19 protein-coding genes and 2 pseudogenes are annotated in these 18,635 nt (G+C 41.3%); 16 read left to right on the top strand and 5 right to left on the bottom strand.

Annotation, left to right across the window (positions count from 1 at the left end; all coding sequences use genetic code 11):
• Positions 1 to 47: 47 nt before the first annotated feature.
• Both Q0162_RS12785 and Q0162_RS12780 read right to left on the bottom strand, forming a co-directional pair.
• Positions 48 to 1,268: a helix-turn-helix domain-containing protein gene (locus Q0162_RS12785; RefSeq protein ID WP_297892435.1), complete on the bottom strand. Its 1,221-nt coding sequence runs from the start codon at positions 1,266 to 1,268 to the stop codon at positions 48 to 50.
• On the bottom strand, positions 1,265 to 1,708 hold the full coding sequence (locus tag Q0162_RS12780) for a hypothetical protein (RefSeq protein ID WP_297892432.1): 444 nt from the start codon (positions 1,706 to 1,708) through the stop codon (positions 1,265 to 1,267). Before Q0162_RS12780 ends, Q0162_RS12785 begins: the two co-directional genes overlap by 4 nt.
• A 125-nt stretch (positions 1,709 to 1,833) precedes the next feature.
• Between Q0162_RS12780 and Q0162_RS12775 the strand changes: the two genes are divergently transcribed.
• The 8 genes and pseudogenes from Q0162_RS12775 (at position 1,834) to Q0162_RS12735 (ending at position 10,048) form a co-directional block, all read left to right on the top strand.
• Positions 1,834 to 2,247: a hypothetical protein gene (locus tag Q0162_RS12775; RefSeq protein ID WP_297892429.1), complete on the top strand. Its 414-nt coding sequence runs from the start codon at positions 1,834 to 1,836 to the stop codon at positions 2,245 to 2,247.
• 118 nt (positions 2,248 to 2,365) lie between these two features.
• Positions 2,366 to 2,611, top strand: a pseudogene (locus Q0162_RS12770) (DNA damage-inducible protein D); the annotation flags it as partial.
• Positions 2,612 to 2,719: 108 nt separating this feature from the next.
• Positions 2,720 to 4,891 carry a glutamine synthetase III gene (locus Q0162_RS12765; protein WP_297892423.1) on the top strand — a complete coding sequence of 724 codons (2,172 nt, stop codon included), beginning with the start codon at positions 2,720 to 2,722 and terminating at the stop codon, positions 4,889 to 4,891.
• 279 nt (positions 4,892 to 5,170) lie between these two features.
• On the top strand, positions 5,171 to 5,374 hold the full coding sequence (locus Q0162_RS12760; RefSeq protein WP_040361298.1) for a helix-turn-helix transcriptional regulator: 204 nt from the start codon (positions 5,171 to 5,173) through the stop codon (positions 5,372 to 5,374).
• On the top strand, positions 5,371 to 5,700 hold the full coding sequence (locus tag Q0162_RS12755) for a HipA N-terminal domain-containing protein (protein WP_297892421.1): 330 nt from the start codon (positions 5,371 to 5,373) through the stop codon (positions 5,698 to 5,700). The genes Q0162_RS12760 and Q0162_RS12755 overlap by 4 nt, the downstream gene beginning before the upstream one ends.
• Positions 5,693 to 6,622: a type II toxin-antitoxin system HipA family toxin gene (locus tag Q0162_RS12750; protein ID WP_297892418.1), complete on the top strand. Its 930-nt coding sequence runs from the start codon at positions 5,693 to 5,695 to the stop codon at positions 6,620 to 6,622. The genes Q0162_RS12755 and Q0162_RS12750 overlap by 8 nt, the downstream gene beginning before the upstream one ends.
• 231 nt (positions 6,623 to 6,853) lie before the next feature.
• Positions 6,854 to 9,193, top strand: a pseudogene (locus tag Q0162_RS13295) (carboxypeptidase-like regulatory domain-containing protein).
• 48 nt (positions 9,194 to 9,241) lie between these two features.
• Positions 9,242 to 10,048 (top strand): CPBP family intramembrane glutamic endopeptidase, encoded by an 807-nt coding sequence (locus Q0162_RS12735; RefSeq protein ID WP_297892410.1) that lies wholly within the window; start codon positions 9,242 to 9,244, stop codon positions 10,046 to 10,048.
• 10 nt (positions 10,049 to 10,058) lie between these two features.
• On the opposite strand, the gene Q0162_RS12730 is transcribed toward Q0162_RS12735, so the two are convergent.
• Complete coding sequence (locus Q0162_RS12730; RefSeq protein ID WP_297892408.1) at positions 10,059 to 10,655, bottom strand: peroxiredoxin-like family protein; 597 nt, start codon at positions 10,653 to 10,655, stop codon at positions 10,059 to 10,061.
• A gap of 345 nt (positions 10,656 to 11,000) precedes the next feature.
• On the opposite strand from Q0162_RS12730, the gene Q0162_RS12725 reads away from it, so the two are divergent.
• The 8 genes from Q0162_RS12725 (at position 11,001) to Q0162_RS12690 (ending at position 15,820) form a co-directional block, all read left to right on the top strand.
• Positions 11,001 to 11,279 carry a hypothetical protein gene (locus tag Q0162_RS12725; RefSeq protein ID WP_297892404.1) on the top strand — a complete coding sequence of 93 codons (279 nt, stop codon included), beginning with the start codon at positions 11,001 to 11,003 and terminating at the stop codon, positions 11,277 to 11,279.
• 82 nt (positions 11,280 to 11,361) lie between these two features.
• Complete coding sequence (locus Q0162_RS12720; protein WP_297892401.1) at positions 11,362 to 11,682, top strand: hypothetical protein; 321 nt, start codon at positions 11,362 to 11,364, stop codon at positions 11,680 to 11,682.
• A 67-nt stretch (positions 11,683 to 11,749) separates the two neighbouring features.
• Positions 11,750 to 12,364, top strand: coding sequence for a CDP-alcohol phosphatidyltransferase family protein (locus tag Q0162_RS12715; protein WP_297892398.1), 615 nt, complete (start codon positions 11,750 to 11,752; stop codon positions 12,362 to 12,364).
• Positions 12,365 to 12,367: 3 nt separating this feature from the next.
• Positions 12,368 to 13,699, top strand: coding sequence for an NAD(P)H-binding protein (locus Q0162_RS12710; protein ID WP_297892395.1), 1,332 nt, complete (start codon positions 12,368 to 12,370; stop codon positions 13,697 to 13,699).
• Positions 13,700 to 13,703: 4 nt separating this feature from the next.
• Positions 13,704 to 14,570: an NAD(P)H-binding protein gene (locus Q0162_RS12705; protein WP_297892392.1), complete on the top strand. Its 867-nt coding sequence runs from the start codon at positions 13,704 to 13,706 to the stop codon at positions 14,568 to 14,570.
• 43 nt (positions 14,571 to 14,613) lie between these two features.
• A complete protein-coding gene (locus tag Q0162_RS12700) occupies positions 14,614 to 14,880 on the top strand; it encodes a hypothetical protein (protein WP_002679686.1) in 267 nt (88 codons plus the stop codon).
• Positions 14,877 to 15,323: a PIN domain-containing protein gene (locus Q0162_RS12695; RefSeq protein WP_297892390.1), complete on the top strand. Its 447-nt coding sequence runs from the start codon at positions 14,877 to 14,879 to the stop codon at positions 15,321 to 15,323. The genes Q0162_RS12700 and Q0162_RS12695 overlap by 4 nt, the downstream gene beginning before the upstream one ends.
• A gap of 263 nt (positions 15,324 to 15,586) precedes the next feature.
• Complete coding sequence (locus Q0162_RS12690) at positions 15,587 to 15,820, top strand: hypothetical protein (protein ID WP_002679563.1); 234 nt, start codon at positions 15,587 to 15,589, stop codon at positions 15,818 to 15,820.
• A gap of 61 nt (positions 15,821 to 15,881) precedes the next feature.
• On the opposite strand, the gene galE is transcribed toward Q0162_RS12690, so the two are convergent.
• Positions 15,882 to 16,907, bottom strand: coding sequence for a UDP-glucose 4-epimerase GalE (gene galE, locus Q0162_RS12685; protein ID WP_297892387.1), 1,026 nt, complete (start codon positions 16,905 to 16,907; stop codon positions 15,882 to 15,884).
• Between the two features lie 92 nt (positions 16,908 to 16,999).
• Positions 17,000 to 18,616, bottom strand: a complete 1,617-nt coding sequence (locus tag Q0162_RS12680; protein WP_297892384.1) for a DUF6377 domain-containing protein — start codon at positions 18,614 to 18,616, stop codon at positions 17,000 to 17,002.
• Positions 18,617 to 18,635 lie beyond the last annotated feature (19 nt).

The following is an 18,635-nucleotide window of genomic DNA, read 5'->3' as shown; positions in this document are numbered from 1 at the left end:
AAGCGACAAAAGTATAAAATAATTAGCAAATTAGCAAATTTTACTTTTTAGCTTAAAAACTCACTTGGGGTTTTTCCTTTAAATTTCTTAAAAACCTGATTGAAAGAAGATTTTGAGTTAAACCCCGCTTCAAAAGCAAGTCCTAAGAGGTTAAAATTCTTATCGGTATCTTTTTTAGCCAAATCGATAAACTCTTCCACGCGGTAGCTGTTCACAAAATCGTAGAAATTCTTTTCTTCGTATTGGTTGATAATTTGCGATAGGTGATTAGGCAGTACGCCTAACCTTTCCGCTAATTGTGCCAAAGAGAGTTTAGGCTCGAGGTAAGGTTTTTCAGTTTGCATTAGTCGCAAAAGCTGTTGGTGTAGTTCGGACGCTTCTTCAGCTTTCAAGCCCGATTTGCGATACTCAGGCGCTTTGGTTTCCTCTTCAAAATTATTAAAAATTTCTACTTCCTTCACCTTGTCAGCCCCGTCCGACTTGTCTGAGAGATTTGTCACCCCGCCTGTGCGGCTCATACCGCCCGTGTGGCTCACCCTCCCTGCACCACTCGCACTAAAAATCCCCTGATAGCGTATGCCCCAAAAGCCAATCGCAAAGATAAATAATATAAACAGCGCAAAAGCTATGATTTCTATATTAAATCCCGTGTCTATTTCTAAAGAATATTCCACCACATACACCGTTACCAATACTGTTACAATAGCCACAAAACCTAATAATAGCAACTGCAACCACTGCAAGCTAATCCCCTCATTATAGCCAAAATTCTCACCTATCACCCGCTCATAGTGGTTAATTTTCCGATAAGCTAATACAAAATACACCCCACTCACCACCACAAAAGCAATGAACGAAAGGGTAAAAAACCACTGATAATCACTGTGATAATCAGCACTATCAGTTATTGCCTTTTCTTCTGCCGAATAGCCAAATAAAAAGGGGAACATCGCTATATATCCTACTACAAAGGGCAGGAAGTGCAAAGTGTCGCGCCAATGAAAGCGTTGGTCTTCACGCGCACACACCGATACGTACAAATACAGAAAAGGCGCAAAAAGCATCGGGAAAGGATGGGTAACTCCTACCAAATGCGGGTATTTCTCCCAATAACCCAAATAGTGCAGATAGTAGTTCAGCAAGTAAACACCAATGCACATAAGCCATACCCCCAATACCTTGTCAGACAACGATGGAGACTTTTTAGAAAACAGCAGTATCGCCAAGAAAAAGCACAAAAAGATGCCAATAACAAAAAGACTACTCATAATCCACTAAACAAATTTACAATCACCGAAAATGTGCGCCCTCTAAAGTAGCTATCTCCCTTAAAAGGAATGGAGTATCCCCAATAAAATTCGATAGTATTCAAGAGTGTAATCCCTACACGAGGTGTTATTGCTTCAGTATTTACCGAAACACCCGCCCCTACAGGCAAGATAAAAAAAGCATCGGCACCTATTTCGGGAATTATTTTCCAATTATCAGGTTTTCCTATTTGTGCGCCAGCGTATACCTTAGCACCTGCAGCAGCCAAACCACTGGCATCTACATCTATACTATTGAGTGAAGCACCTACAAAAACAAAACTCTTGCTGCTGTTAGTATGTATGTAAGCAGTGCGTATGCCCCATCTGTCAAGAGGTTCCATTAGTTGCGCTTCTGCCCACAAAGGCAATAAAAACAATAAGAAGACTAATAATTTCATAAACTACATAATTTATGGCAAAGGTAAGAATATTTTTCTATCTCCTTGCTTTTTTGTTCATTATGTAATACCTTTGCATTGTCTAACTACTAACGGATAACGTCTAACAACTAAATAAGAAAACAATGAAAAGAACAATTTTAACACTATTGATTGCACTTGCTATTGTAGCTTGTAGCAAAGAGGACATTAAGAAAATGGAAGGCAAAGTAGATGTAACCCTCTACTTAAAAGATGCCAAAGGCAGAGCTTTAAAAAATTGGACAGTATACGCCTACGACCAGTGGGCTTGGGAACACAAAGGTGGTTCAAACCCCACTTTCCACGCCAAATTAGCAGCAACCGACGATGAAGGGAAAGCGATTTTCACCCTCAGTGTAGATAAATTTGAAGAGCGTGAAGTATATCATTTTGTAGTTTATTACAACCAAAAAAAGCAGAACCTTTCAGGTGATGATGTGACTGAAAACACTTTGAAAACCAGCAAAGCCGTTACCCTCAAATCAAAGGACAACGCCCCTATTACATTGCAGTTGTAGAGTTCAGGTGTCAGGTTTCAGGGGGTGGTGTCCGCCTCCTCTGACTTGTCCGCCTTGTCTGACCTCGCCCTACTCGCCCAACCTTTTCAATAAAATTGCCCGTGTGGCTCGCACTATTATGGATAAGAATAGTATTCTACAGTACAAAAACCAATTTGATAGCATTACACATCATATAGAGAGTGAAGATGCCAAAGAGAAAATAGAAGTATGGCTTGCCCGTGAATTACAAACCATATTGGGCTATGCCCGTTGGGAAAACTTTTTGGTGGCTATACACCGAGCAGTAGCTTCGTGTAAGTCGCAGCAAATCAATGTAGATGATCATTTTCGTGACCTCACGAAAATGGTCGAGATTGGCAAAGTTGATACTAAAAACTGCGTCCGCCTCCTCTGACCAGTCCGCCTTGTCCGACCTTTTTAATAAAACTGCCCGTGTGGCTTGTTACCTATTACTTGTTACCTGTTACCTATGCTAAGATTCACCGCTCTTACTACCGCACAAAACCGCAAACCGGTGGCGGTACCCGAAAATGGCAAACGCTCCGAACTGTTTGCCCAAAATGTATTCAACGAAGAGGCTATGCGCCAACTGATGACCCGCGATGCCTTTGCCGCTGTAATGAACGCCATTCACAATGGCACTAAAATCGACCGCCGTGTAGCCGACCAAGTGGCAACTGCTATGCGCGATTGGGCAATCTCCAAAGGCGCTACCCACTATACCCACTGGTTCCAACCTCTTACAGGAGGCACTGCCGAAAAACACGACGCTTTCTTTGAGCCCATTACCCGCGACCGCGCTATCGAACGCTTTGGGGGCGGACAGCTCGTACAACAAGAATCTGATGCTTCCAGCTTCCCCAATGGCGGTATCCGCAATACTTTCGAGGCACGTGGCTATACCGCTTGGGATCCTTCTTCACCACCTTTTGTCTACGGCACCGTGCTTTGTATCCCTACAATATTCATCGCCTATACTGGCGAGGCGTTGGATAACAAAACGCCACTGCTCAAAGCTCTTAGCGCTCTCGACCAAGCAGCTACCGAGGTAGCCCGTTATTTTGACAAAAATGTGAGCAAAGTAACCACTACCTTAGGCTGTGAGCAGGAGTACTTCCTCATCGATAAAGCCCTTGCCAATACCCGCCCCGATTTGATGATTACCGGTCGCACCCTCTTAGGGCATCAAGCCGCAAAAGGACAACAGCTGGACGACCATTATTTAGGGGCAATTCCAAGCCGTGTATTGGCTTTTATGCGCGATTTGGAGCAAGAGTGTCTATTGCTCGGGATCCCCGTCAAAACGCGCCATAATGAGGTCGCGCCTAACCAGTTTGAGTTGGCGCCTATTTTTGAAGAAGCCAACCTTGCTGTCGATCAAAACTCTTTGCTGATGGACGTGATGCGCAAGGTAGCCGAGCGCCACGACTTTGTAATCCTATTTCACGAAAAACCCTTTGCAGGAGTCAATGGGTCGGGCAAACATAACAACTGGTCGCTGGTTACTGATACGGGCGTAAACCTCTTAGCGCCCAGCAAAACACCTATCAAGAACCTGCAATTCCTCACTTTCTTCATCTGCACTATCAAGGCAGTATGCGAATATGAGCCTTTGTTAAGAGCCTCAGTGGCATCGGCGACTAACGATTACCGATTAGGTGCCAACGAAGCACCGCCTGCCATTGTATCGGTGTTTATAGGCGAACAGCTTACCCAAGTGTTGGACGCCTTAGAAGTATCATCCGATAACTTATCTCCTGAGGAAAAAACCGACCTCAAACTGAATGTAGTAGGCAAAATACCCGACCTCTTCCTCGACACTACCGACCGCAATCGCACCTCTCCTTTCGCCTTTACGGGCAACAAGTTCGAATTCCGTGCAGTGGGCTCTAAAGCCAACTGTGGCAAGCCTACAATGGTACTGAGCACCATTGTAGCTCAGCAACTCACCGACTTCAAGAAAGCCGTTGATGCGCTTATAGAGGGGGGCAAGAAGAAAGAAGATGCGATTTTTAAAGTATTGCGCCGTTACATCAAGGAAAGTAAGAAAATACGCTTTGAGGGCGACGGCTATAGCAAAGAATGGGAGGAAGAGGCTGCCCGTCGTGGTTTGAGTAATCATAAGACGACACCTGAGGCACTGAAAGAAAACATCAGTGAGAAGGCTGTGGCTTTGTTTGAAAGTACAGGGGTACTGAGCAAAGTAGAGCTTTTGGCGCGTTATGAAATTGGCTTAGAAGAATACGTGAAAACCGTACAGATAGAATCACGTGTATTAGGCGATATTGCTCGCAATCACGTGGTGCCAACAGCCGTGCGCTACCAAAATACCCTTATTGAAAACGTGAAAGGCTTAAAAGAAATATTTGGCGATAGCTACCAAGAAGTCGCTGCCGAGCAATTAGAGCTCATACGCCATATTTCCGAGCATATCAAGGTGATCCACAGTCAGGTAGAGGCAATGGTGGAGGCGCGCAAGCACGCCAATCACCTTCCCGACTTTGAAGCCAAAGCCGATGCTTATTGCAATAAGGTCAAACCTTTCTTTGAGATAATACGCTACCATTGCGACAAACTCGAACTTATGGTAGACGATGAACTTTGGACACTCACCAAATACCGCGAATTGTTGTTTAATTAATTCAACTTGCTAGTTGAATTAATTACTTTCAGAGTATGTTATGTAAGAAAGCCAGCGATAGCTGGGTATGTGCTGCAAACGCCCTTAAAAGTAAGTTTATTTATTTGTAATCTATTTTTGTTTGACTATAAAAAACAAAATACAAGAGTGTTTTAATGAGATGAGAGATTTTTTATAAAAAATATACCCTAAAGGGTGTATATTTGATAATTTTATTTATCTTTGTACCCGAAAAGGTATAAACTAATTAGCATAATGTGTTAATTAGTCAATTTGTTAATTATGAACATAGCTTCTTTTGTAAAGGAAAGGCGCAAACAGCTAAAACTCACACAAACCGAATTGGCAATGCGTGCAGGAGTAGGTTTGCGTTTTGTACGCGAATTAGAGCAAGGCAAAAGCACCTTGCGCTTAGATAAAGTAAATCAAGTATTAGCCCTCTTTGGTGCCGAAGTAGGGGTAATAACCCTTATTGAGAAATGAAACAAGCTGTTATATATTACAAAAATCAATTAGCAGGACTCCTTAGTGAAGACGAGGAAGGTTATCATTTTGTGTATGATGAGGATTATTTGGCACTGCCACAAGCCAAGCCTATTAGCCTTACCCTACCCTTACAAGCTGCACCTTACCATAATAGGGTACTTTTTCCTTTTTTTGATGGACTCATACCCGAAGGCTGGCTACTGCAAATTGCCACCGATAATTGGAAACTCAATCCTCGCGACCGATTTGCACTACTTTTGGCAATGTGCAAAGATTGTATAGGATGTGTATCAGTAATACCAAAAACAGAAAATAATGCCTAAGTGTTTATTTTGTTATAAAGAATTAAATGCCAATGAAACTGACTTTCACAAGGCTTGTAGCAAACAATTTTTTGGAAGTGCTACCCCTCCGCTATTGACTTTAAACAATAAACAATTAGAAACCCTTGCCAAGGAAATCATTGTAAGGAGTATAGCTGTTACGGGAGTACAACCAAAATTGTCGTTGCAGTTAGAAAAAACAAGAAATGAAACCCCACGCCTTACATTAGTAGGTCTTTACGGCGATTATATACTGAAGCCTCCTTCAGAGCAATATCCTTGTTTGCCCGAAAACGAAGACCTTACAATGCACTTAGCCGAAATAGCAGGGATACGCACTGCAGCACATTCGCTTATTCGTCTTTCGTCAGGCGAATTAGCTTATATTACAGGCCGATTTGATAGGCAGAACGGACAAAAAATAGCTGTCGAAGATTTCTGTCAGCTAACCGAAACGCTTACTGAACACAAATACAGAGGTTCGGTAGAGAAAATAGGCAAGTTAGTACGACAATTTACTACCAACAAAGGCTACGAACAGCAACGTCTTTTTGAGTTAGTACTCTTTTGCTATCTCACAGGAAATACCGATATGCATCTAAAAAACTATGCCCTTATTGAAAACCCTTTAGGGCAGTACGAACTCAGTCCTGCTTACGACTTGCTCAGCACTTTTTTAGTACTTCTAGATGAAGAAGAAAGCGCCCTTACTATCAATGGTAAGAAAAATCGCCTCAAACGTACTGATTTTGATAACCTAGCAAAGTCCTTACAAATAAACGAAAAAACAGTAACTGCTATTTACCAGCGATTTGCCAAAATACTTCCCACTTGGCAAGAGTGTATTGAACGTAGTTTTCTTTCTGACGAAATGAAAAAACAATATTCCGATTTAATAATTGCTAAATTAGCACATTGGTAAATAAAAAAAGCGTCCATTTCCTCACGCTACCCCCTCTTTTCACTACTTCAGACTTGTACACCCCGCACAATTCTTCCCACGAACAAAACTTCCCTAACCCCTTGCGTCACTACCATTTGTCAATTGTCAATTATCAATTGTTCATTACAATTACGTCCATTCCCTCACGCTTGGGCGATGCACTTCATTTTGCGCTGTACTTTTGCCCCAGAATTTTAAAAGTATTACGCAATGAAAACCTTTTTGAACATCGCTCTTTTTTTGGTGCTTCCGCTCGTAGCACCTGCACAAGATATTACCCAAACACTTAGGGGTACTATTTATGACCAAAGTACTCACGAACCACTCATAGGGGCTACCATAGTGGTGCAAAACTCTCAGCCAGTTATCGGTACAACTACCGATGAGGCGGGAAATTTTTCGATTACTAACCTCCCCTTAGGAAGGGTGAGTTTGGAAATTTCTTATATAGGCTATGAGAGCCGCGTGATTCCCGAACTGCTCATTACTTCAGCCAAAGAAGTAGTGCTTAGTATTGCTCTGAAAGAAGCTGCCACTGAGCTTGAAGGCGTGGAGGTAGTAGCGGGTATCCGCAAGGAGAAAGCCCTCAATGCAATGGCTACCGTGAGTGCCCGTACCTTTTCGGTAGAGGAAACACAGCGTTATGCTGGCGGACTTAGTGACCCTGCGCGTTTGGCTTCTGCCTTTGCGGGGGTCTCTACCGGTAATTTGCAGGACAACTCTATTGTCGTGCGCGGTAATGCTCCGCAAGGCGTGCAATGGCGATTGGAAGGTGTGGAAATCCCTTCACCTCAGCATTTTTCTGGGGGGAACGTCATCGGGGGCGGACTGGTGACGCTTTTTAGCAATCAGGTGATTGGCAATTCCGATTTTCTTACAGGGGCTTTCCCTGCCGAGTATGGCAATGCGCTCGCAGCTGTTTTTGATGTGAAAATGCGCACTGGTAACACTTCCCGCTACGAGCATACGGCACAAGTGGGCGTATTAGGACTCGATTTTGCTTCCGAAGGTCCGCTTTCACGTGCCAAAGGTTCTTCTTATCTCTTCAACTATCGCTATTCTACTTTGGGATTACTCAGCGATTTGAAAATCAACAAAACCGGTCAGCGTATTAAGTACCAAGACCTTTCCTTTAAATTGAATTTCCCTACTGAAAAAGCAGGTACATTCTCTCTTTGGGGTATCGGGGGGATTGACAACACTCATAAAGATGCTTTAAAGGCTCCTGCCGACTGGAAAACTGATATTGACCGCATAAATAACAATTGGGAAACTTACGTGGGCACTGTGGGTTTGCACCACCAAATCACCGCTGGCGAGCGCAGTTTTGTAGAATCACACCTCGCTTTTTCGGGCACTGACGACCGTATTAGCACCGATTACCTTTCAGATGACGCTTCAGTATTCACCCCCGACAGCCGACTTAAAAAACAAAACGGAACACTCACTTTGGCGACCTCGCTCACTCATAAACTCTCTCCTTTGGCTACTTTAAAAGTAGGGATTTCATCTAAACAACTTTTCTACAAGTATAACCTCAGCGCTGCATAGGATTATGTCCCTTCCACTTATGCGCGTATCGTCAATTCGGTAGGCAATACACATCTTACCGAAGGCTATGCCCAACTCAAATACCAGCTATCACCTTCACTTTTGGCTAACGTAGGGTTGCGCACTCACTATTTTGGTTTGAATAAAGAACTTTCTCTTGAAAGTAGGGCAGGATTGGCTTGGAAACTTTCCGACAAACACAGTTTGAGTTTCGGTTATGGCAAACACTCTCAGCCCGAAGATTTGAATGTGTATATGATAGAAGTAGGGGGTGTAGCTGTGAATAAGGATTTGAAGCTGAGCGATGCACATCATTTTGTGTTAGGCTACGACTGGATACTTACCGATAAATTGCGTTTCAAAGCCGAAGCCTATTATCAATATCTGTGGAATATCCCAGGGGAAGAGGGTACCAGCTACTCGCTTATCAATTTGCGACGAGCGTTGTATCTCAACAAAGCACTCGTGAATAATACCAAAGGACGCAATTATGGTATCGACCTTACTTTGGAGCGCTTTTTGGCTGATAATTATTATTACCTTATCACGGGTTCTATCTTCAAATCCGAATATAAAGCGGGGGATAATGTGTGGCGTAATACGCGCTATAACAAAGGTTTTGTGCTGAATGCCCTTTTTGGTAAAGAGTTCTATTTTGCCAATAACCGCAAGGTGCTTGATGTGAATGCGCGTGTGAGTGTAACCGGAGGTGAGCGTTACAGTCCGATTTTAGAAAGCCAATCGGTAGCCCAAAAACGCGTGATATACGATGAAAGTCGGGCTTTTAGTGAGCAATTCAGCACCCTTACCTACGCCGACCTTACTGTGAATTACCGCATCAACCACCGCAAGAGCAGTAGCGTGTTCTCTTTCCAAATGAAGAATGTACTCGGAGCGCCTATCTATATCGACCATAATTACAATTACCAAACCGGACAGATAGAGCTCAGCAAAGCTACCCTTATCATACCAAATATCAGTTATAAAATAGAATTCTAGTGCGAGCCGCACAGGCACTTTTCACTATTCATTATTCACTTTTTACTTATGAAAAAATATAATCACCCTATTTTGTTTTTCATCCTTTCCCTTGTGATTCCTTGGGTATTGTGGTTTGTGGTGGCTTATTGGAGTCACCAACCAAAAGCGCCTAATGTTTTTTGGACAGGCTTTTTTGAGTTAGCAGGCTTGTTAGCGCCTATGGGAGTGGCTACCTACCTATTTACACGCAATAAAGAGCTCTTATCCGACCTCAAAGGGCGTTTTGTAGGCAAAAAATTGCTCACCAACCGCTATTTTTGGATTACCCTCTTGTTTCCACCCCTTTCCATTGTGGTGGCACAGCTACTTTCATTGGACTTAGGGCATAGTCTCGACCAGTTTTACATTTCAGGGCAACCCAGTTTTAGTTCAGCACCTTTCAACGCTTGGTTTGTACTTTGTTTGGCGCCAGTGGTCGAAGAATTGGCTTGGCATACTTACGGCACTGATGCCTTGCGCAGTAGGTGGAGCTTGTTCACCTCATCGCTCATCTTTACCGTGTATTGGGGGTTGTGGCATTTGCCCTTGTTCTTCATAAAAGACTACTACCAAAGCAACATACAAGCGGAAGGGTGGCTCTATACAGCCAACTTTTTCGTAAGTCTGTTTGCCTTTGTGTTTATCATCAACTGGCTGTATTACAAATCGGGGCGCAACGTGCTGGTAGCCATATTATTCCATTTGGTAGCCAATATTTCCAACGAAATCTTCGCCACCCACCCCGATAGCAAACTGATACAAACAGGCTTGTTCGCCCTACTGATGGGCTATATATTAGTGAAAGAGAGACGATTGTTTTTTAGTAAAGAGTGAAGATTTTTGTTTACTTCATTTCCTTTAACTTTTTAATAACCTCTTCAGGATTAGCTCTTTGGGTGTAATCGGGATTGACAAAAGCATATTGTATCACCCCTTTTTGATCAATAATGTAAGTAGCAGGCATAGGTAGTTGGTTCAAATGATTACCATTATAAACTGATAAACCAAAACCTTGCTCATAGCGAGTGGCAGTGGCTTCATCTAAAGTGAAAACCAATCCGTAAGAACGCGCAACCTCATTATTAAGGTCCGTCAGAACTTCAAATTGCAAGTGATGTTTTTCTTTGGTTGATAAGCTATAATCAGGAAGTTCAGGGGTTAAAGCTATAAAAATAGCCCCTTGAGCTTTGAGTTCGGGTAAGGCTTCTTGCCAGCTTTGTAACGCACGATTGCAGTACGGACACCAACCGCCGCGATACCAAGTAAGTACCACATTTCCTTTTTTTAACAAAGCAGAGAGTTTTACTTTTTTGCCTAAAGCATTTTTAAGTGTAAAATTAGGTGCTTTATCGCCTACTTTTAGTGCTTTGGAAGCATCTTGCCCATAAATAGGCACTACTGTCAATAGGACAGCAAATAATAGTGTTTTAAGTATTTTCATTAGTTAAATAAAATTAAAAATCTGTAAAATATTATCAAAAATTATGCCGCTGATCTAACTTTCTTAGGTAGATTTTTATCTATTTTATGGCAAATATTTAGCTGAAATGATTTAAATTTTAGTATATTTGCGTATTCATTTAATGTGAGTTGCAATTTAAGTTGTACCCCCACTGGCGCGAGTCACATACTCGCTTGCAGGGACTCAGCGACTTTAGCTCGTGCCTATCATCCCAAGAGCTTGTAGCTCTATTACAAATTTACACTTTAGCTCGCGCTAGCGAAGGAAATAAGCAACATTTTTATCTTGGACTTAAAAGATAAAGATGTATAAAAAATAAGTAATATGAAACCAAAAATAGAAGTAAACTTTAATGAAATAATTAATGACTTCAAAATATTGTTATCTCAATCAGATATGATAATAGATAATGAAGGTAATGAAATTTTATTAAAAGAAGGTTTAGAAATAGATATTTTTGAGCCTGATTATGATGAACAAAATAATAGAGATGATATTGTTGCAAGTGGTTTTGTTACAGAATGCATCAATCCACTTTATAAACAAGTGAAATGGTGTTGTAAAATTGATAAAAAAGGAATGAAGCACATATCAGATGAGTAATGTATGCTGGTGCGAGTCAGTGAGAGAAATCCTTTAGACTTTATACCTAATATAACACACAGAAACAAAAACTATTTTCAATATGACTATTATAGATCTTATAAAACTTATCAAACCTATTCCTGAACTGTTCATTAGAAAACATAGTATATTCAGCCTTGAGGTATTTATTGATGGATGGTGTTACCGTGATATAGAAGAATATATCAAAGAAGAAGCAAAAGAGCAAGTCTTGTACACAGAATTTTATGAATGGCTACAAGAAAAATATAAAGTAGGAGGTAGTGGAGGCTGGGCTGATATCCTTTATTATAAATTTGAAACTGAAGAAAAGGCTTTGGATGAGTTTTTCGTCTTATTCAATACTTTTTATAAAGAAAAATACAAAACAAGTCTATGGTAAAGGGTAATATTTAAAAATGCAACATACTAATACAAAAGATTTCTATTGGCAAAATCGTATTTGAATAATGAAAACACTATTAAAAAAATCCCCCTACCTACTGATATTATTTCGGTTTTTGTTAGCCCCTACTATTCTGTGGGTGGCGTATAAGGCAGAAGAACCCACCGCAAGGCTATGGATAGTAGTTTTTATCGTTTTAGGACTATTGTCGGATATCTTCGATGGGATTATTGCGCGCTATATGGGGGTCTGCACTGTGGCAATGCGGCGAATGGATAGCCAAACAGATTTGATATTCTGGCTGTGCGTGGGCGTGGCTTGTTATCATCTCAACCCCACTTTGATAGCAGCCTATCGGTATGAAATTATTGCCCTTTTTGTAATGGAAGGACTCTGCTATGGGGTGAGTTTTTGGCGATTTGGCAAAGAAACTTGTACACACGCTTTTCTTTCCAAACTGTGGGGCGTATGCTTATTAGTAGCTTTTATCTCGCTCATCGGCTTTGGTTACGGAGGTTTCCCCTTGCCCTTGGCGGTCTATTGGGGACTTTTCTTGCAATTGGACGTCATTCTTATCATTTTGTTACTACCCAAATGGCAGAACGATATCCCGAGTAGCTACCACGCTTATCTGCTGAGAAAAGGAAAAGAAATTAAGAAACACAAGTTGTTTAATTAACAAATGAAAACAGAGAAAATATTATTAGCAGGAGCGACCGGCTATTTAGGTCAGTATATATTGGCTGAGCTCCTAAAAAAAGAATACCCTACCCGTATTGTGGTGCGCAATAAGGCAAAAATAGCACCCGCCCTACTCACGCACCCGCTATTGGAAGTCGTAGAAGCCGAAGTAACCCAGCCTGACACCCTACAAGGAGTATGTAAAGGGGTGCATAAGGTGATTTCAACCGTAGGGATTACCCGCCAAAAAGATGGACTTACCTATGAGCAGGTAGACTTTCAAGCCAACAAGAACCTACTTGATGAAGCCTTACGCGAAGGAGTACGTAAGTTCATATATGTATCCGTATTCAAAGGAGAAGCCATGCGACATATAGCCATTGGAGCCGCTAAAGAACGTTTTGTTGATGCTCTTAAGGCTAGTGGATTAGACTATTGTATCATACGCCCCAGCGTTTTCTATAGTTATATGACTCTATTTTTCAAAATGGATAAGAAGGACATAATACACCTATTTGGCAAAGGACAATATGCCATGAATCCCATTCATGGGGAAGACTTGGCTGAGGTCTGTGTCGCCCAATTGGAGCGTTACGAACGGGAAGTCAATGTAGGAGGAGCTGAGATTTTTACACAAACGGAGATTGCTTGTTTGGCTTTTGAGGTACTTCATAAACCTGCCAATATAAGTTATTTGCCTGATTGGGTACGGCGTTTGATCCTAAAAATGGGCAAATACCTCCTCCCTAAAAGTATCTATGGTGCTATAGAATTTTTCCTTACCACTATGGCGATGGATGTTGTAGCTCCTATGCAAGTAGGCAAACATCGGTTAAAGGCGTTTTTTGAATCTATAAATTCATCAGCTGATAGATATTATCTAAAACGATTAAAACAGAGTGGAGAATTTGAGTATTCTCTAGGGGCTAATGCTGAAGAAATTAAGCATATAGAAGAGGAATTGGGCATCTTGCTTCCTGAAGTATATGTAAATTTTCTTTCAGAATGTGGGTCGTGTAATTATGGAGATGTCTATATCAATGGTATTTACAAAGAAAAAGACTCCATATCTTATCCTGTTGTGGAACTAACTAAACAACTAAGAGACGATTTACATCTCTCAGAGGATTTTATCGTACTAGATTACGAGGTGGACGAGTTCCTAACCTTATATAAAGTTTCTAATGGGGTACGCCTGAAAGATGCTGAGGTCTTCGAAGCAGAGGTTTATTACAATGATAAGGGGGACTTTGAAATCGACGAACCTACGCCTATATTTGATTCCTTTGAGGAATATTTTGAAGACTTTTTAGACTTAGCAGAAGAAGATTAACCCAATGAAAACAGAAAAAATATTATTAGCAGGAGCAACCGGCTATTTAGGTCAGTATATACTGGCTGAGCTCCTAAAAAAAGAATACCCTACCCGTATTGTGGTGCGCAATAAGTCAAAAATAGTACCCGCCCTACTCACTCACCCGCTATTGGAAGTGGTAGAAGCCGAAGTAACCCAACCCCAAGCCTTACAAGGTGTATGCAAAGGGGTGAGCCAAGTAATTTCAACTGTGGGAATTACCCAACAAAAGGACGGACTTACCTGCGAACAAGTGGATTATGGAGCCAACAAAAACCTCCTCGATGAGGCTTTGCGCGAAGGCGTGCAGAAATTTGTGTACGTATCGGTATTCAAAGGTGAAATGATGCGGTATATTGCCATTGGGGCTGCCAAAGAACGCTTTGTCGATGCTCTTAAAGTCAGTGGGATAGACTATTGCATTGTGCGACCCAGCGGTTTTTACAGCGATATGGGTAACTTTTTAAAGATGGCAAAAGGGGGAAAAGTGCGTTTGTTTGGCAAAGGACAATACGCAATGAACCCCATTCACGGTGAAGATTTAGCCGAAGTGTGCGTGGCACAATTAGAAAGTGCTGAAAAAGAAGTGAATATAGGGGGTGCTGAGGTCTTTACGCATACCGAGATTGCGCGTTTAGCTTTTGAAGTGCTGCACAAACCTGTGAAAATATCCTATTCACCCGACTGGTTACGACGTTTTATTTTGAAAATAGGCAAATATTTGATGCCAAAGAGCGCTTATGGTACTGTAGAGTTTGTTTTCACTGTAATGGCAATGGATTCAGTAACCCCTCTAAAGGTAGGGAAACACCGATTAAAGGCGCATTTTGAAGCGATAAAAGATTGTTAATCAAAAAAATAATTGTATATTTGCCAAAAAAATACTGAATATTATGCCTTATACCCTTACCATTACCAATGATAGCCCAACAGCTATGAATTTTGTAAAATATGCAAAAAGTCTTGATTTTGTAAAGGTTACCAAGATAAAAGAACCTAAAGAAGTAGCTCCTATTACAGAGGAGCTTGAGGAAGACGAGTATGGTATTCCTATAAAATTCCGTGAAGAAATAATGGCTATGTCTAAAGAATCCAACAGAAATATTGCACGCCGTTGGAGAGAGGATCTTGCTAAAAAGAAAGAAAAACAAGCGATATGATAGTTATTTCAGATACTAATATTATCTATAGTTGTTTTTATAAACCTGATGGAGCAATCGCTAATATTTTGAAAGACAAAAAGAAGAGAATTCAGTTTATAGCTCCAGATTACCTTTTAGAAGAAATAGAAGAACATTTGCCTAAGATTATGAAAAATAATAATCTTACTAAGAAACAAGCAACAGCTCTTCTAAAAGAATTTATTCAAAACATTACTTTTTTCAAAGTAGATGATATTTCTCAAAAGTATTTAGACAAAGCTGAAGAGATAGCTCAGTTTGTTGACCCCGATGATTATCCTTTTATAGCTCTTCATCTTGAAAAACGACATAAAATATGGACTTGTGATTTTGAACTTATTAAAGGGTTAAAAGAAATGGGGTACGATATATGTGTAACAACAAAAGACCTTAAAGCTAAATGTTATAAAAAGAGTGTCTAAAATAACACTTCTTTAAAACAAAAACCTCCCCTTGCAAATCTTTTGCAAGGGGAGGTTTTTTTATATCTTGAGAATTAATATATTAAAACTATCACTCTAATATTTTTAGAAAAATACTCTAAAAATATTTGTTATTTAGAGATAAAGCCTATATTTTTGCAGGGTTAATAAATCGCAAAAACTATGAATAGATCACCACCTTTTTAGCGTTTCTCTATGTGTTACAATTATTTATAGAATAATCAATAACAATTTATACAACAATGAAAACAACAATGAAATCTAAAGGCAACGGGAGTCGGGAGACTTGCCGTCGCAACCAACTACTGCGCTACCAAGCGGTAATGAATGAGTTCAACGCTCACGATGCGCGTTATATCCCTATTACGGTGATTTGGCGAGAGTTTATCTATCCTAAATTCTTTATTTCACGCAAAACGCTTTATCATATCCTCAATATTGATGTAGAGCAGGAGTTGAAAAATTTAAACCTTTAAACAACAATGGCTGTTCAGTCCTCGCCTGAACAGCCATTTTTCACTTTTCACTTTTAATTTTTCACTTCTCACTTCTCACCTTCTGTTCCCATTGCCAAGCCGAGCGCATTGCATCGTCTAAAGTGCTTTGGGCTTTCCAACCGAGTACCTTATTGGCTTTATCAGTATTGGCGTAAGCAGCGGTGATATCACCAGCGCGACGTCCTACGATTTGGTAGTTCAGTTTTTTGCCCGATACGCGTTCAAAACTTTGGATGACTTCCAGAACGGTACTTCCTGTTCCTGTTCCTACATTGAATACTTCATAGTTTTCGGGATTTTTGCTTTCTAATAAGCGTTGGAGAGCAATTACGTGGGCTTTAGCCAAATCTACTACGTGAATATAGTCGCGAATGCAAGTGCCATCGGAGGTAGGGTAGTCGTCGCCAAAAACGGAGAGTTTTTCGCGCAAGCCTATAGCCGTTTGGGTGATATAAGGCACTAAGTTTTGAGGTACGCCTAAGGGAAGTTCGCCTATTTCGGCTGAAGGGTGTGCCCCTATAGGATTGAAGTAGCGCAAGGCAATTGCGTTGAGCGAAGGGGTAACCTTACAAGTGTCGGCAATAATCTCCTCACAGATTTGTTTGGTGTTACCATAAGGCGATTCGGCTTTTTTCACAGGAGCGCTCTCAGTAATAGGCAACTCGTCCGCCTGACCATATACGGTACAAGATGAACTGAAAATGAAGTGTGATTTAGGCAACTTGCTGAGTTCTTGCAACAGATATACCAAAGAGGTAAGGTTATTTTCGTAGTATAAAAGCGGTTTTTCCACGCTTTCGCCTACCGCTTTAGAGGCAGCGAAGTGTATGAGTCCTTGTACATCGCGATGACGTTTGAAGAAGTCTTGCACATCGGCTTTGTCGCGGAGGTCGAATTTCTCGAAGAGAGGCTTTTTGCCAGTGATTTTAGTAATGTGTTCTAACACGCTTTCTTGGGCATTGGAAAGGTTATCGATAATAACCACATCAAAACCAGCGTTTTGCAATTCTACTACAGTGTGAGAGCCTATAAAGCCCAATCCACCGGTTACTACTATTTTTTTCATTTGTTTATTAATTTCTTCTGGTTGTATTTCTTTATCGCTACAAAATTACAAAAAAGAAAATGATTAGCAATAAAGTAGCTTGTTTTTTTGCGTTAGCGTTTCCCGATTTTCATTACCATTTCTTCAAAAGTTTCTCTCGGTACGATAGCTTTGTTGCGCACACGGGTGCGATAGTTGTAAATCGTATTGGTGGAATAGTGCAAGAAAGTGGCTATTTTAGAACTATCGGTAATGCCTAAGCGGATGAGGGCAAAGATGCGCAACTCGGGGGTCATTTCGTGAGGTTTGGGGGCAAAACGCTCGTCTTCGGCTAATAGAGCGTTGAACTCAGTGATAAAGTGGGGGAATAGATGTAAGAAAATATCGTCGAACAGCTTGTAGAACTCTTTCAGCTCTTGCTCTATCATCTCGGTAGAGCGGAGTACTTTGTTGAGTTCGTCCCAATTGCGGTCTTTTGCCTTTTTGGTAAGCATTTTTTGGTATTTCTCTAATTTGCTTATATATACCGAACACAAGTTGAAAAACTCGCCTATATAGGCTTCTTTTACTTCGTTACTTTCGTTGAGTTGGGTTACTACCTCTCGCAGGTGTTCGTTGAGTTGCTCTAAATCTTGATTTTTGTGGTAGAGTTCCTTGCGTATTTTGGCAATGCGCTTCATTTGGCGGGTAACCAATACTACGGCAATGATGAGGAAAACGGCAAACAACCCGACTAACAGCAGGGCGTTGCGCAGTTTGGTATTCTGACTGTGAATGCGTTCCTGATAGGCTTTTTCGATGATGGGGAAAATCTTCATCACCTCATCGGAACGCAGTTGAGCGTTGCAAAAAGTAGCGTCTTCCATCGCCGATTTGATACAAGTGTAAGCGTTCTCTACTTCGCCTAATTGAAAAAGCGCTGAGGCAAGTTCGAGCATCGAGGCGTTTTCTTTAATAGCATCTTTGATGTCGCAACTCGCCGAAATAGCAAAGTATTCTATTTGTTTAGGGACATTCTTTTTCTTTTTGTAGAGCGTGCCCAGCACATAGCCTAATACGGCTTTTTCGTGTTCATCGGTGTGCATTAGGGCAAAGCGGTCGAGGAGGAGTTTTTCGGCTTCGTCGTAACGACCAGCATCGGTGAGCACACCGGCATAGAGGAGGATATAATGAGTGGAATTCTTATCGACTAAATTGAGGAGGAGGTCGCGATAGGCATCGCTTTTGGCGATATAGGTTTTGGCATCGGGATTGTTGAAAGCGTAGTTGTTGTAGAGGTTGAGGTAGCAGTTGTAGTACTGAATGAGCTGAGGTTCTTGTAGTTGTTCTTTATCAATAGCCCTGAGCAGGTCGGCAGCATCTAAGTAGTTGCCGGAAATGATGTAGAGAGAGGCAAGAGAAAGGCGGGAATCGTTTTGGAGGTCGGGTTTTTGGAGTTCTTCAGCGATGCGGATATTCTCTTTCACGTAGTACACCGCCGAGTCGGAGATATAAGTTTTAAACTCGTCGAAGAGGCGTTGGTTGATAGCATAACGTTGTTCAGCAGAGGCATTGGGCACTCGTAACAAGTCGATAGCTTCCTTTATTTTGCGTTCTTTTTGCTGGGTGTAGTTATCTTTCTGTTTGATAAGTGCGGTGAGGTCGTGAATGAGCGTTTGATTTTGCGCCATTTGCGCCAGAGCGCAGTAGGGGAGTAGTAGGAGGGTTATGATAAGGCTTTTGTACTTCATTTTCAAACATTAATTTTCA

This window comes from uncultured Capnocytophaga sp. (assembly GCF_937936315.1).
Classification (GTDB): domain Bacteria; phylum Bacteroidota; class Bacteroidia; order Flavobacteriales; family Flavobacteriaceae; genus Capnocytophaga.
Note: the sequence above shows the minus strand (reverse complement) of the source record. Positions and strands in the feature narration are given on the sequence as shown.